The organism is Candidatus Neomarinimicrobiota bacterium (genome assembly GCA_022573815.1).
Lineage (GTDB): Bacteria > Fidelibacterota > SORT01 > SORT01 > SORT01 > JACZTG01.
In genome coordinates this window covers 1-14317 of record JACZTG010000003.1, presented here as the reverse complement: position 1 = coordinate 14317, position 14317 = coordinate 1, and the positions used below count along the sequence as shown (strand labels likewise).

At 41.0% G+C, this 14317-nt stretch carries 13 protein-coding genes and 1 tRNA gene; 1 reads left to right on the top strand and 13 read right to left on the bottom strand.

Annotation, left to right across the window (positions count from 1 at the left end; all coding sequences use genetic code 11):
• Positions 1-11: 11 nt before the first annotated feature.
• From IIB39_01680 to IIB39_01670, 3 genes are all read right to left on the bottom strand, one after another.
• Positions 12-1040 (bottom strand): zinc-binding dehydrogenase, encoded by a 1029-nt coding sequence (locus IIB39_01680; protein ID MCH8927407.1) that lies wholly within the window; start codon positions 1038-1040, stop codon positions 12-14.
• 108 nt (positions 1041-1148) lie between these two features.
• A complete protein-coding gene (locus tag IIB39_01675) occupies positions 1149-1526 on the bottom strand; it encodes an iron-sulfur cluster assembly accessory protein (protein ID MCH8927406.1) in 378 nt (125 codons plus the stop codon).
• A 75-nt stretch (positions 1527-1601) separates the two neighbouring features.
• Complete coding sequence (locus IIB39_01670; GenBank protein ID MCH8927405.1) at positions 1602-2948, bottom strand: tetratricopeptide repeat protein; 1347 nt, start codon at positions 2946-2948, stop codon at positions 1602-1604.
• Positions 2949-3126: 178 nt separating this feature from the next.
• Between IIB39_01670 and IIB39_01665 the strand changes: the two genes are divergently transcribed.
• Positions 3127-4728 carry an aldehyde dehydrogenase family protein gene (locus IIB39_01665; GenBank protein MCH8927404.1) on the top strand — a complete coding sequence of 534 codons (1602 nt, stop codon included), beginning with the start codon at positions 3127-3129 and terminating at the stop codon, positions 4726-4728.
• Here IIB39_01665 and IIB39_01660 read toward each other — a convergent pair.
• The 10 genes from IIB39_01660 to IIB39_01615 form a co-directional block, all read right to left on the bottom strand.
• The gene (locus IIB39_01660) at positions 4725-6710 is read right to left on the bottom strand and encodes a heme lyase CcmF/NrfE family subunit (protein MCH8927403.1); all 1986 of its coding nucleotides are present in this window, start codon (positions 6708-6710) and stop codon (positions 4725-4727) included. The genes IIB39_01665 and IIB39_01660 overlap by 4 nt on opposite strands.
• A gap of 28 nt (positions 6711-6738) precedes the next feature.
• A complete protein-coding gene (locus tag IIB39_01655; protein MCH8927402.1) occupies positions 6739-8226 on the bottom strand; it encodes a leucyl aminopeptidase in 1488 nt (495 codons plus the stop codon).
• A 13-nt stretch (positions 8227-8239) separates the two neighbouring features.
• The gene (locus IIB39_01650; protein ID MCH8927401.1) at positions 8240-8740 is read right to left on the bottom strand and encodes an NADH-quinone oxidoreductase subunit B; all 501 of its coding nucleotides are present in this window, start codon (positions 8738-8740) and stop codon (positions 8240-8242) included.
• A 39-nt stretch (positions 8741-8779) separates the two neighbouring features.
• Positions 8780-9568, bottom strand: coding sequence for a DUF3552 domain-containing protein (locus IIB39_01645; protein MCH8927400.1), 789 nt, complete (start codon positions 9566-9568; stop codon positions 8780-8782).
• Between the two features lie 202 nt (positions 9569-9770).
• Positions 9771-10202: a DUF2203 domain-containing protein gene (locus IIB39_01640; GenBank protein MCH8927399.1), complete on the bottom strand. Its 432-nt coding sequence runs from the start codon at positions 10200-10202 to the stop codon at positions 9771-9773.
• Positions 10199-11044 carry an MBL fold metallo-hydrolase gene (locus IIB39_01635; protein ID MCH8927398.1) on the bottom strand — a complete coding sequence of 282 codons (846 nt, stop codon included), beginning with the start codon at positions 11042-11044 and terminating at the stop codon, positions 10199-10201. The genes IIB39_01640 and IIB39_01635 overlap by 4 nt, the downstream gene beginning before the upstream one ends.
• A 156-nt stretch (positions 11045-11200) precedes the next feature.
• Positions 11201-11722, bottom strand: coding sequence for an NADH-quinone oxidoreductase subunit I (locus IIB39_01630; GenBank protein ID MCH8927397.1), 522 nt, complete (start codon positions 11720-11722; stop codon positions 11201-11203).
• Positions 11723-11865: 143 nt separating this feature from the next.
• A tRNA-Val gene (locus tag IIB39_01625) sits at positions 11866-11940 on the bottom strand.
• Between the two features lie 153 nt (positions 11941-12093).
• Entirely contained in the window at positions 12094-13923 is a 1830-nt protein-coding gene (locus tag IIB39_01620; GenBank protein ID MCH8927396.1) for a tetratricopeptide repeat protein, read from the bottom strand.
• A gap of 245 nt (positions 13924-14168) precedes the next feature.
• Positions 14169-14317, bottom strand: a 149-nt coding sequence (locus IIB39_01615; GenBank protein ID MCH8927395.1) for a hypothetical protein, incomplete at its 5' end; no start/stop codon positions are given.

Sequence of the window (14317 nt, the reverse complement as noted above, 5' to 3'; positions counted from 1 at the left end):
GTTATCTCTTCCTACGGATTAAGTACTATTTTTCCAAATTGTTTGCGCAGTTCCATACGCTTATGCGCCTCTGCCGTGTCTTTAAGATCGAACACTTTGTCGATTATCGGCTTCAGGGCGCCCGAGCTTATATATCTGATTATGTCGTGAAGTTCCGACAGGTACCCCATATAGGAGCCGAGTATTGAAATCTGATTGCTGAAAATTCTACGAAGCTCCAATTCGGCAACGGGACCTGTAGTAGCTCCGCAAGTCACCAGCCGACCACCTTTTTTGAGTGACCTGACGCTGTTTTTCCACGTTGCCGGACCTATATGCTCAATCACAATATCAACTCCTTCGCCGTCCGTATCATCTCTTACGGATTTAAGAAAATCTTCCGAGTCGTAATTAATTGTAACGTCAGCTCCAATTTCCTTAGCTTTTTCCAATTTTTCATCTGAGGAGGAGGTAGTATATACACGGGCACAGAATAATCTGGCAATTTGTATCGCTGCCATTCCAACTCCGCTTCCCGCTGCATGCACCAAAACCTTATCCCCTTCTTTAACCTTGCCTAAGCTAACTAACATATGCCACGCAGTGAGAAAAACTAATGGGAAAGCAGCCGATTCATTGAAATCCAAGTTTTCGGGTTTTGGTATTACGTTTCTCTCCGGGACTGAGATATACTCCGCATTGCCACCGTCGAGCATTGTACCAAAAGCAGAATATGAATCGCAGAGCGTTTGCCTTCCCGATAAGCACATCTCGCAGGTTCCGCAAAAATATGCCGGATAAAGTATAACCTCATCCCCACTCTGAACCGCCGTAACTCCTTCTCCCACTTCAGCAACAATTCCTGAAATATCGGAGCCGGGAATCCGCGGCAGATGAAAATCCGCATTAGGGAGTCCCTGTCGAACCCAAATGTCAAGATGGTTTAGTGCGCAGGCTTTTACCTTCACAATCACATTTCCCGGGGAGATAAGCGGCTCCGGGGCGTCCTCGTAAACCAGCTTCTCGATACCGCCATGCTCATGGATTCGAATAGATTTCATTGTGTGTTAATTTATGCGGAAAACCTGATAAAATTCAATCTTATTCAGATTAAAATAAAAAACGGTTCCTGAATTCAAGAACCGTTTTAAAATTTCATTTTGATTTGCTCAGGCCGCGAATGAAGAACCACACCCACATGTTTTTGAGGCATTGGGATTCATAAATACGAATCCTTTTCCATTTAATCCGCCGGAGTAATCAAGTGTTAGTCCCCTCAGATAAAAATAGCTTTTCAGGTCAACAAATATCCTAAGACCGCTGCTTTTATAGATTTTGGAACCCTCATCAGGATTGTTTTCAAATGTGAGCTCATATTGAAGACCCGAGCAGCCTCCGCCTTTTACTCCAACTTTCAGACCAAATCCGGCCTTACCATCCTTAGTCATCAGGTCATTCAAGTATATTGCGGCATCTTCCGTCACGCTTACCCCGGTAGCAATTGTGCTTTCCGCATCTATAAGACTTGTATCCAATTCGCCTTGCATAACATTACCTTTCTACTTTTTCCCTACGTTGAATAATATCATAAATTAAGGGGAAACGCAAGAGATATTTAGCTTTTATCGCTCTATTCCTAGCTTGTAAAGATAGTGATATAAGTTGCTTGTGGACACACCAAGATGCTTTGCAACAGCTGCCTTATCCCATTCATACAGTCTTAATATCTGCAAAATGTATTCTTTCTGGAAATCATTTGTGGCTTCTTTAAGGTTTTTTCCTGAATACTTCAGCGCGTATGCCGAAGGTTCATCTATCCCTAAGTCTAACAGCTCAATCAATTTACTCATACTCTGTTTCACCTGCTCATTGAGATCATAAACCGGATGTGGTTTGATACCCAATTTATCCGTGTATTTCGCTTCTTGAAATTCCACCATCTTATTCACGTTTTCAAGAATTTGGCAAAATTCCCAACTGCCCGGAAATTCCGCTCCTGATTCCTCCTGATATTTAAGCCGCAAATTATAGGACTGACGCAAAATACTTTTCGCCTCGGCGTACTTCTCCACATTATTATAATGCCGGCCTAACAGATCGAGAGAGTTAATCATCTCCTCCTTCTCTCCGGTGATTTCAGCAAGCTTGCACAGCTCTTCAAATGCGACTTCCGCTTTTTCGTCGGAGCCTACAAGGGTATAAGAGTGTGCCAACAATCTCATTCTGTCTAAAGTATCAAATGGACTTGTTCTGTCCTGTAGAGAGAATTCCAGTGCTTCGGAAGCTGACCGATATTTCCCGATGGCGATAAAACTCTCCCCTTTTGATGCCGAAATTCTGGCTATATAATTCTCCAGCATTATTTCTTTTGAATAATCGTATGCCTTTTCAAGAATTTTCAGCGCTTTTTCATGCTCATTCTGTTCCTGATATACACGGGCGACATCTTCAATGGGCGGAATAGCCGCTTCGATATTCTTATCAGATTCATATAATTTCGCTGCCGCTTCCAATTTCTTAATAGCCTCTGCATATGTTCCCGCATCGAAATATGATAAACCGAGATAGTGAAGTGTGGAGCTTTTCAGAGTATTATCCATTTTACTTTTAAGAAGTTTTGAAAATATTTCGATGGCCTCTTTTAACTTGCCGTTCATATAATATGCAAGACCGAGAGAATTTTGTAATGGCAATTCATGCTCGGCGCCTGCCGCTCCACCCACAGAAGATGTTAAAATAATAAGCGAAAGTTCAATATCATTGTTATCAATTAATTTATCTCCGAGCCTGAACAGCATTTCAGATTGAATCTTCCCTTTTGCCTTATCTATGGCATCTGCAAGCTCTTCCTGTGAACATTTCTTGCCCACCAGCTTCAGTTCAGCAGCCCGTTCAATCAGAGCGGACAATTGATCGGGCCTTAATCCGGCTAAACTTTCGTTTATATTTAAAGCTTTTTTATCTGTCATAGAGTTAAAACCGCACTGTTTTTGCAATATTTTAGTATAATATTGCAAATAATTTAACTTAAAGGGATAATAAATTCAATATTATTAAATTCTTCTATACGCTTGATTTAATCGCCGGCATAAAGTTATCTTCCCTGAATATGTGTTCATCAATAATCAATACTCATTCCCAAATTAGTTGACTGAAGCGAAGTATACTTCATTTAATCCCTCAACGGGAACTCCCGTTGGCGACGTGCCTCTCTCCAATGAAGCAGAAATAAATGCCGCAATAGAACGGGCGAACGAAGCATTTCTTTTATGGAAATCTGTTTCTATCCGAGATCGTTTAAAATACTTGCAAAAAGCGCAAGATTGGCTGTTGGAAAATTTTGAGGAGGTCGCGAAAACTATAGCGACTGAACAGGGAAAACCATTTACCGAAGCATTAGGCATGGAACTGATTCCCGCTCTCGATTATATGAAATTTTTAAGAAAAAACGCTAAGAAAATTCTCAGCGAAATCAAACCTGAATATCATCAACCTCTATTTGCCCATAAAAAAGGTAGGATAATTTTTGAGCCGATAGGTACTATCTTAAGTATTTCGCCCTGGAATTACCCTTTTGTAATACCTCTTATTGATATTGCAAGCACTGTCATATGCGGCAATACAATTGTCCTGAAACCCGCACTGCAAACTATTTTCACGGCGTTTAAACTAAAAGAGATGTTTGAATACGCGGACTTTCCAGAAGGAGTTATAAATATATTAGCCGTTTCAGATTCAAATGCTCCGCTTATGACACAGCACAAGGGAATAGGCAAAATAATTTTTACGGGAAGTGTGGAAACCGGCAAGAAAATTATGGCTTCGGCGGCGCAAAACCTCACTCCTGTTATACTCGAACTTAGCGGTAAAGACGCTGCGATAGTCTGCAATGATGCGAATTTAGATCGAACCGTGAAAGGCATAGTTTGGGGAGCATTTTGTAATGCAGGGCAAACTTGCGTCGGAATTGAGAGAGTATATGTCCAAAAAGAAATTTCCGAAAAATTCATTCTATCTTTGATAAGGGAAGTTGATACGCTTAAAATGGGCGACCCGCTTGATAGCGATACAGATATTGGTCCAATGACGCAGAAAGAACAAATTCAGATCGTATCCGGGCATTTGGAAGACGCTGTCGCGAAAGGAGCAAAGGTTGTTTGCGGAGGCGGAAACTCTGTCAGCGATGGTTCCGACCTTTATTTCCCGCCCACGGTTCTCATAAACGTTGATCATTCGATGTTAGTGATGAATGAAGAGACGTTTGGGCCGTTATTACCGGTTATGGTAGTTGAAACTGTTGAGGAAGCGATAAAGCTTGCCAATGATTCAATTTACGGTCTTGCCGCCAGCGGCTGGACACAGAGTCGCAAAACCGCTAAAAAAATACAGGATGGAATAACCGCCGGACAGGTAACTATAAACGATTCAGTTTACGGGTTTGGCGAACCCGGCGCTCCCTGGGGAGGGGTCAAGCAAAGCGGATTCGGTAAAATTCATTCGAGATTCGGATTAACCGAGCTGGTCAATATGAAATTCGCGGACTTTGATCCTCTTAAAAATCCAGCGCAGCTTTGGTGGTATCCGTATAACAAGGAATTGAAGGATTTTTATAGGAAAGTTACCCTTGCTCTTTATTCTTATAACCTTGGAACAAAATTGCGCAGCATCCTGTCACTGATGATGTTCAGAAGATTCTGGGAGCGAATATCGCTTGCTTCATTGCTCTTGAGAATAAAAAAACTTTTTTAGCTTATGCGCTCTTCCAGTTCTCTTTTTTTCCTCCTACCGGATAATCGCCGTAATGCGTCGTCAGGAGCAATGGCGATCACGGTTCCAAAAACGATGATCAATCCACCGATCCATATCCAGCGAACAAGAGGATTAATGTAAGCCTTAATAGTAGCGCCATCCTCATCCCAACCTGCAAGAATCAGATAAAGATCTTCCGCAAAAGTGGAATAGATTACAACTTCTGTACTAGGTTGATCCTGGCGAGGATAAAATCGTTTTTCAGGTCTCATAGTTGTAATAAATTTGCCATCTCGTCTAATTTCAAGATTAGCTATCGCTACATCATAACTGGGTGTTTTATCAAAGAAAAATGTATCAAATTTAATATCATAATGTTTTAATTTGACTGATTCCCCTTCCTGAAGGTAGAATTGTTTTTCAAATTGGAACGAACCTGAACCTACAAATCCGAAAAAGATTGATACCATCCCAAAATGGACTATATATCCGCCATAGCGTCTTTTGTTCTTGCCCACAAGCTCATTAAACGCTTGTAAGGTTTTTTCTCCTGTCATCCGCATTCTCGCAGCTGTACCGTTCCAAAACTCAAGGACAAGGGTATAAAAAGTGAAGAACAGAAAGGTGAATCCCATAATAGTATAAAAACCCCTTAATCCGACTGCTATCTGGACAATTACGAGGACTCCTGAAAATATGGATGGATACAAAAATGCCTTCCTGAATTTTGATAACGTCATTTTTCTCCAGGATATCATTGTGCACAATCCCGTGAGAAGAATTAACCCTAAACCGATCGGCACAGTGATCTGATTGAAAAATGGCGCGCTGACCGTAACCTGCACTCCTTTCACTAATTCAGAGACTAACGGAAAGATAGTACCCCAGAAAACCGCGAATGCTGCTCCTACCAAAAGGAGATTATTGAATAGGAAAGTACTTTCTCTTGATACCAGAGACTCAAGCTGACTTTCGCTTTTAAGAGAATCTAACCTCATAAATAAGAGCCCGAAACTTGCCACGGTCATGAACGCTAAAAAGGAGAAGAACATCGGACCTATAGGAGATTCCGTAAAGGAATGAACAGATGATAAGATTCCGCTTCGGGTTAAAAATGTTCCGAAAATTGTTAACAGGAATGTCAGGATAATCAACACCATATTCCATATCTTTAACATCCCTTTCTTTTCCTGTATCATTACGGAATGAAGGAATGCCGTCCCGGTAAACCAGGGTAAAATGGCAGCGTTCTCTACCGGATCCCATGCCCAATAACCGCCCCAGCCGAGTTCAACATACGCCCACTTCATACCGAGTATATTACCTATAGTTAGAAACAACCAGGCTGTCATGGTTGACCTTCTAATCGCCCTGATCCAGTCGGTTCCCATATGTCTGGTGGCCATCGCTCCAATAGCGAATGCGAAAGGAATAACAAAGCCCACATACCCCAAATAGAGCATCACAGGGTGGATCGCCATATATGGATTCTGTAGCAACGGATTAAGTCCGTTTCCTTCAACAGGAGTAAAATCCAATCGTACAAATGGATCTGCCATTGTGACCAGCATTAGATGAAAAAATATCGAAACGACCATTGTCGTTCCCACAACCCAGGGCATCAATCGCCTCTGTTTATACCGATAAAGAACCACAACAACCGACGTGTAAATTCCCAGAAGGAAGAGCCAGAAGAGTAAAGACCCTGCTTGACCTCCCCATAGAGCCGCAATTTTGTAAATGACCGGAAGAGGCCGGCTTGTATATTTTGCTACGTATTCTACATTGAAATCACTTGTGAGCATCAGATATTCCAATGAAAAAACTGCAAGAGTTGTCAATCCTAAAACAGCCAGAACGGCGTTTTCTCCGCTCCTAACTAATTCAGGACGCTCTAATTTTACACCAAAATAAACTAATATTATCGCTCCCACTGATAACAGCAAACCAAGTTGTAATGCGAAGTGTCCTAGGTCTGTCATCAATTCATTCCTTTCTGGTAAATATTCATCAGCTTAAAAAATCTAATAGTAATCGGACTCCTACACCTGTAGGTCCTTTTGGAGAATAGGGTAGTGATTTGGAAATATACGCGGTTCCCGCTATATCGAGGTGCGCCCACGGGACATCTCCCACAAATTTTTCTAATAGTGCGGCTGCGGTTATTGCTCCACCACCTTTACTCCCTATATTTTTCATATCTGCAATATCACTTTTTATCTGATCTCGATATTCGTCCCACAATGGCAGCTCCCAAATTCTTTCACCCGTAGATTCACCCGAACTGACGAGCTTCTTTGTGAGTTCTGCATTATTGGCTATTATTGCGGATGCGTGAGAACTTAAAGCTACCACGACAGAACCGGTGAGTGTAGCCAAATCGATAATTGTAGAGGGATTAAAATTCTTTACAGCATAAGCAAGAGAATCGGCAAGCACCAATCGGCCTTCGGCGTCTGTATTAATAATCTCTATAGTTTTTCCTGAATACGTCTTTACGATGTCACCCGGTTTTAAAGCCGTGCCACTCGGTAAATTTTCCGTAGCAGGAATCACACCTATAACATTTTCTTTAATATCGAGGCTAATCAGGCCGTGAAACACTCCCAATACTGCCGCGGCGCCTGACATATCATATTTCATTTCTTCCATACTCGCGGAAGGTTTAATGCTTATTCCGCCACTGTCGAAAGTTATTCCCTTTCCGACAAGAACGATGGGCTTACGTTTGGGCGAAGCGCCTTTATATTCGAGAATAATAAACCTTGGCGGCTCCTGACTTCCCCGGGAAACTCCTACGATTGCTCCCATTTTCAGCTTTTTAATTTTTGCTCTGTCAAAAACCGTTACTTTTATCCGTGATGATTTCCGGGCAATATTACGTGCCTGTAACGCAAGAAATGTCGGTGTTGCGGTGCTTCCGGGTTCTATCTGAAGGTTACGGGCGAACATTGCGCTCTCGGCAAATATCTTTCCGGTTTTGACTGCACGTTTTAGAGAATTAGCTACAGAACCTTTGAGTTTTATTAGGTCCAACGAGCTGATTTGAACGCTGTTATTATCACTCTCTTTTGAGGTTTTATATTTATTAAACTCGTAGCCTGATAAGATAAATCCCTCTACTTGCGCTTTCGCAGTCTCTGATTCATTATCAGCCCCGAAAATCGTCATTGCGACTTTTTTCTGTTGAGAGCTGCCAAGCGAGCTTCTGGAAATTCCTGCCGCCTGTCTCGCTTTCTCTTCATTCCAATCTGAACTATCTCCAAGTCCCACAACAATAATTATTCGAAGTTTCGATTGTATGGGCCCTCTAAGAGTTACCGTCTTGGACCAATCACCCTTAAATTTTTCTTCATCAACAATGTTGGCAATTTGAGAGCCAATTTTATCGGGAAGGGATTTCGTCCATGCAGGGAGCTTTTCCCCTTTGAATAAACCTAATACCAGCGTGCCGTCAATTTGTTTTAAAAAACTTTCAGTCCTTACGCTAACTTTCATCCAATCCTCTAATCTAAAGCACTTCGCTTAACGGTCTTGCTCTTGTCTCCGATGTAATCTGCTCCTGTATTTTCATAACCGCGTGAATCAGTCCCTCAGGACGCGGTGGACAGCCCGGAACGTAAACGTCAACCGGAATAAACTGGTCAATTCCCTGAACTAAAGTATAGGTATCGAATACGCCTCCGCTTGAGGCACAGGCTCCCATTGATATAACCCATTTCGGTTCGGGCATTTGCTCATATATTTTTATTAATACCGGCATCATTTTGATTGACACCCTTCCGGCAACTATCATCAAATCGGATTGTCGGGGTGAAAATTTAATCGCTTCGGCTCCGAACCTTGCAAGATCATATCTTGCAGAAAGAGTTGCCATAAGCTCGATAGCGCAACATGCCGTTCCGAACGGCATCGGCCATAAAGAATTTTTTCTCGACCACGAGACAAAATCCTTAATCCGCGTAGTTATGATATTGTCTTTAATCTCCCCCTGCAAATTGTCTTCTATCATCAGCTCTCTGTCTTTCTTCTTATATTCAAGATATAGAATCTATCTGTCTTCTTCAAAAAACTCAACAAATTCTTCTTTCAAATGGGCAACTTTGTCCATTATAAGTTCAGGAGTTATCTTACCCATTGAAATAAGTTCATCCAATGCCACTTCCGCCATTCTTACTTTATTTCTGTTGGGGCTGGAAATTACTACAGCATCCGAAAATTGAGATATGACAAGCTTTGCGCCTGTTGTTGATTCAAATGTTCTAATATTTCTGCCACTTGAACCAATTACCCAACTTTTTATTTCCGCGCGCGGAAGCATAAATACCGAAAACGAAAGATCGGTTCCGGATTCCTCTGCGTGTTTCCTCAATGACTCTTCAATCAATTCTGACATTTCTTCGTTTATTGTTTTTCGGGATTCTTCTTCAATCTGCTCCTTTAACCGCGCCATTTCGGACTCAAGCTGTTTTTTGAGATTGTTCATTAAATTCTTTTTGGCTTTCTCTTTCGACAACCCGGATATCTTCGATAATATTTCTGTCTCTTCGGATATCAGTTTATCCAATTCAGCTTTCTTGTCGGAAATAATTTTTTCCTGTTGCTTTAGTACTCCCTTTCGCTGGCCAAGATTTCTTTCTCTCTTCTTCAGATCTCTTTCTTTTCGCTGTAAGCTGCTCTGCGACGGCCCGCTGTTGTATCCGGATTTTTGCGCATTATAGTTGTTTCCATTTTTTGCGTTCGCCGTAACACTTCTAATTTTTATCGCTGCCAAGATGATAGTAGCTACGACTATCGCCAATGACCCTAACATCACGTAAAGCGTTAATTGTTCCGTCATATCTTACTCTCCCATAAAGATCAGTGTAGGGTGTGAAATTATTCATAGATTTAATTTTCCCCATACGATCTTTTTTTATGGTAGCGAACGACAATACTGAAAAATATTCATATTGATTTTTAGGTTCAATTGTCATTGTCTTTTCGCTATCAGTTTTAAGTTATACATATATTTTAAGTCTGATTCCGTTAATTCATCCTACTTAATTGTTCTTAAATTCTTCCGGATATTCGATTACTTTCCGACCTGAGAATCCGGAATTAATATCGTGGTACCACGTTATTTCTTTCTCACCCTGTCTCCAGCAGAGAAAAACTTTTTTACCTTTATACACGGAAATAAAATCCACTAAACCGGCCTCAGGGTCCTTCAATTGACAACCCAGATCTCTAACTTGCATAATGAGATTTTCAAGTTCAGCGGCAGTAGCTTTAAGAATTCTTTCTTTTTTACTAAGTTCTTCCTTTCTGTATTCATCTACTTCTATAATTTTCCTTAATTCTATAACCTCGTTATTAAGCTTAAGAAAATTATTTTTTCTATCCCGAAACTCGTCTATCATTACAGACAGATCCGGTATTAACTCGCTGGCATCTTGCACACTGAACAATTTTTTTGTTCCGTACAAGCTCATATATTTACCTCCTCTCCAGCAATAAATCCTTTGTCACTATTAATTACTTCTGTTGCTACGATAAAAGGGTCGTGCCCATAAAACAATATCCAGTTCTCTTCAACTGCTTGAGAAAGCACCCTTTCTTTTTCCTCCATAGTTTTAAGAGGTTCCAGGTCATAACTCATTAAAAACGGAACGGGCAGATGTGATGATGTCGGGACCAGGTCTGCTATGTACAATAAAACTCGTTCTCCGCCGCTGATCTTGATCAACATCTGACCGGGAGTATGCCCATTCACAACTATCGTTTCTATTCCTGCAAATAGCTCTCCTTCATTTTGAACGAGCTCCAGCTGACCGTTAGTCTTTAGTAATTCGTAATTCTCATGAAAATAGCTCGCCTTGTCACGCGGCGTAGGGTTGAACGCCGTATCCCACTGTGTCTGGTGAATGAAGTAAGTCGCATTTGGAAACGTAGCCGATAATACTCCTTCGCCGTTCAGTCTTGTCGCTCCGCCAGTATGATCGAAATGCAGATGTGTAAGCACTATGTGAGTTATATCTTCTCTATTCAAACCTGCTTTAGAGAGAGAAGATTCTAATGAAGACTGAGAATAATCTATGGAATATATCCCCTTTAACTTATCGTTAAATTTATCTCCGGCGCCGCACTCAACAAGTAAATTCATTCCCTTGCCTTGAATTAACATCGCTCGCATTGCAAGTGTGATTCTGTTCCGGTCGTCCGCGGGATTGGTTTTTTCCCAGATAGTCTTAGGTATGACCCCGAACATTGCTCCGCCGTCAAGTCCTAAAGTTCCGCACTCTATTGGGTTTATTTTATAATCGCCTAATTGCATTAGCTTATACGCTCGTTCGCCGAAGAACAGATAATTGGATAGGAAGCTGATGATTTAAAGACGCACTTATCCGTATGGAAAGATTCTCTCGATTCACTATGAGAATTTTTCCCGCTTACCCGGAATGAAAATTCCGCTATGAATTTAAAACGTTTTTTACACAGCCCCATGAAGCGCTTTCATAGATGCTCCACGCTGCGCCGTTTTCATTGGTTGGTTATTTATTGTGAGATCAAACTGTCTAAGAAGCTTGTCTTTGTCCCAAATCATCTCAGAACGAGTATAAGAAACTAAATCGTCAATGTAGGTTAATTCTATTGCATCCTCCGGGCATGCTTCTTCGCACATCCCGCAGTAAATACACCTTAACATATTGATCTCAAACTTTTCGGGAACTCTTTCCCTGTCCATCCATTCAGACGGCGAAGGTGAAATTGTTATACAGTTAGCGGGGCAAGCTGTAGAGCACATTTCACATGCGACACACTTTATCCTCCCCTTACTGTCTTTATTTAACCTGTGCGCCCCTCTGTAGCCCGGATGATGTTTCACTGTTTCCTCAGGATATTGTATCGTGAAACGACTCCCCATCAGGTGCCTGAAAGTAAGCGCCAAACCTTGTAATATTGCCGGTATATAAAATTTATCCAAAACAGATTTTGGTCTGTGTACAATCATCTGTTGTAATTATTTCCTTTCATAAATTCTTCGGCATAAATATACCATACATCGTTCTCGTTGTCAACAAAAGTCGAATCCGGAGATAGGTTAAGATCAAATGGCTGTTGAAAGATGTTTTTTGGTTGTCAATCAGCGAGAAGTGGGCACAACAGGACTCGAACCTGTGACATCCGCCTTGTAAGGGCGGCGCTCTAAACCAACTGAGCTATGCGCCCGGTAAGATTAGTTTACTGAATTGCAAACTTAATTTCAATAGTCAGTTTAATTAGATGGCATATGAGATATAACACTGCTGTCTCAAATGCTAATTGTCAGAAGCTCCCGTTATTCTAAGATTTGGGACGTTGGTGGGCGTGTAAAAAATGGTCTTATTTCAATTTTTCAATTAGTGACTGAAATTTAGGATGGTCTCGAAGCGGATCCAAATCGGAATCGTTTTCTATCCATTCTACATGATCAAAACCGCCATCAACTGCTTTCTCTAACAATTCAATTGCTTCATCTATCTTACCAAGCAAGGAATAACTACATGCGACATTATATAGGACTCCAACATCTTCCGGTTCTAATTCAAGCGCTTTACTAGACCATTCCAGTCCCAATTTTTTATTTCCGATTTTAATGTGTACGGACGCACCCAAATAAAGAGCACGGACGTCATCAGGATTAAGCTCTAAGTGGTGCCCTACTCTCTTTAAGCTCTCTGATTCAGCCTCAATCGCTTTTTCAATATCACCAAGACCTCTGAGAACAGAACCAAGAAAATTTAATGCTTGATAATCTTCGGGCAATAGAACACTTGCTTTCTCAAATAATTGTGAAGCTTCTTCTAATTTGCCTTGAACCAAGCAAGTCCGGCCATAAAAATAGTATGCTTCATATAATTTAGGATTAATTCCAATTGCTGTTCTAAATTCACTTTCTGCTTCGATATACTTTTTATTGATAGATGCCGCATATCCCCTTGACACATGAGTTTCTGCCAAATCAGGTCCAAGCTCTATCGATCTTTGGCTCGCTTCCTCGGCTTTAATTAGATTTTCTTGCTTGCTCTCGTGATAAAGATAAAGCCAACAGTGGCATTCAGCTATGCTTGCATATGCAATCGCATAATTGGGATCGATTTCAATCGCACGAAAAAGCATTTTCAATGCATAATTAAAATTTTTCTTTGTTAAACTATGCATAAATTTTCGAGCACGAAGATAGAAATCATAAGCTTTAACGTCTACCGATGGCTTATTTTTGATTAAGTTCTTCTCATTATCACTGAGAATCACCTCCAACGCTTGTATGATGTTTTCGGTGATTTCATCTTGAATTTCAAAGACCTCTTCTAATTCTTTATCGTATCTCTCGGACCATAGATGATAGCCGTCTTCCACATTGATAAGCTGGGCCGTTACCCGAAGTTTTTTGCCTTGTCTTCGCACACTGCCCTCAAGAATCGTATCTACATTGAGCTTCTCACCTATCTCACGGATATCATCGTTCCTTTCTTTAAATGAGAATGAAGATGTCCTTGAAGCGACCCTTAAATCTTGAATCTTAGTTAAGGCATTTATGATCTCTTCAGCTAACCCGTCCCCAAAATATTCATTTTCCGGATCAGAACTCATATTTACGAAGGGCAATACAGCAATTGATCTACCACCAGAATCAATATTTTGACTCATCGTTGGTGACATTTTTTTATCTTGAAGAATTAATGAATAAATTTTAATTGGCCGTGCAACATTCTTCAGAACCCTTTCCCCTAATAAATGAGCTTCCAATTCAGATTGATTCCGAATGTCATCATAAACTCTTTCAGAAATACACACGCCGCCTGCTTCAGCAAGAGGCTCTATCCTTGATGCAACATTGACACCATCCCCATAAACTTCTTCTCCTTCAACCATTACGTCTCCGACATGAATACCGATACGTAGTGATATTTCGTCTTCTAACTTAAAGACATGCTGAATCTCAAGAGCAGCATTCACAGCTTCTATGGCGCTGTCGAAACGGCAGAACGTTCCGTCACCTACATACTGTATTATCTCACCGCCGTGCTTATCGACATGAGGCTTGACCAAATCACGGTGTCTTTTGATCAATCCTCTCGCTTTGCCTTCATCCTTCTGCATAAGAGCTGTATAGCCCACCATGTCCATGAACATTATTGCGGCGAGTTTGCGTTTGGGCTCAGAGTGCATAATTCTTATATCTTCCCATTATTGTATGGTGGAATTAAGTATGAAAGTTACTCGATCGGATGAAATCTCGCAAGATAAATGATTACCGATTTAATCGTTAATAGGAGTTTTGATATACCTTTTTGGGACACTAAAAATGTGTCTCATAAATGTTCGTTTTTAGCACTATCATTAGGTAATACCAAACCCGGTCAAGATTAATCCACTGCCGTTACCCAAACCGTCCCGAATTCTAATTTATTTTTTTATTTATTTGCTTCCTCAATGTTCTGAGCGTTTACGACTGCTATCGCAGTCATATTCACCACATCTTTAACTTCGGATGAACCGATTTGCAATACATGAACAGGTTTTTCCAACCCGACAAGTATCGGACCGACAGCTTCCGCTCCTC

Coding starts and splice junctions, on each gene's coding strand:
- IIB39_01670 (MCH8927405.1), bottom strand. CDS start 2,948: ATGACAGATAAAAAAGCTTTAAATATAAACGAAAGTTTAGCCGGATTA.
- IIB39_01650 (MCH8927401.1), bottom strand. CDS start 8,740: ATGATAGAAGACAATTTGCAGGGGGAGATTAAAGACAATATCATAACT.
- IIB39_01630 (MCH8927397.1), bottom strand. CDS start 11,722: ATGATTGTACACAGACCAAAATCTGTTTTGGATAAATTTTATATACCG.
- IIB39_01635 (MCH8927398.1), bottom strand. CDS start 11,044: ATGCAATTAGGCGATTATAAAATAAACCCAATAGAGTGCGGAACTTTA.
- IIB39_01660 (MCH8927403.1), bottom strand. CDS start 6,710: ATGACAGACCTAGGACACTTCGCATTACAACTTGGTTTGCTGTTATCA.
- IIB39_01620 (MCH8927396.1), bottom strand. CDS start 13,923: ATGCACTCTGAGCCCAAACGCAAACTCGCCGCAATAATGTTCATGGAC.
- IIB39_01680 (MCH8927407.1), bottom strand. CDS start 1,040: ATGAAATCTATTCGAATCCATGAGCATGGCGGTATCGAGAAGCTGGTT.
- IIB39_01640 (MCH8927399.1), bottom strand. CDS start 10,202: ATGAGCTTGTACGGAACAAAAAAATTGTTCAGTGTGCAAGATGCCAGC.
- IIB39_01655 (MCH8927402.1), bottom strand. CDS start 8,226: ATGAAAGTTAGCGTAAGGACTGAAAGTTTTTTAAAACAAATTGACGGC.
- IIB39_01675 (MCH8927406.1), bottom strand. CDS start 1,526: ATGCAAGGCGAATTGGATACAAGTCTTATAGATGCGGAAAGCACAATT.
- IIB39_01645 (MCH8927400.1), bottom strand. CDS start 9,568: ATGACGGAACAATTAACGCTTTACGTGATGTTAGGGTCATTGGCGATA.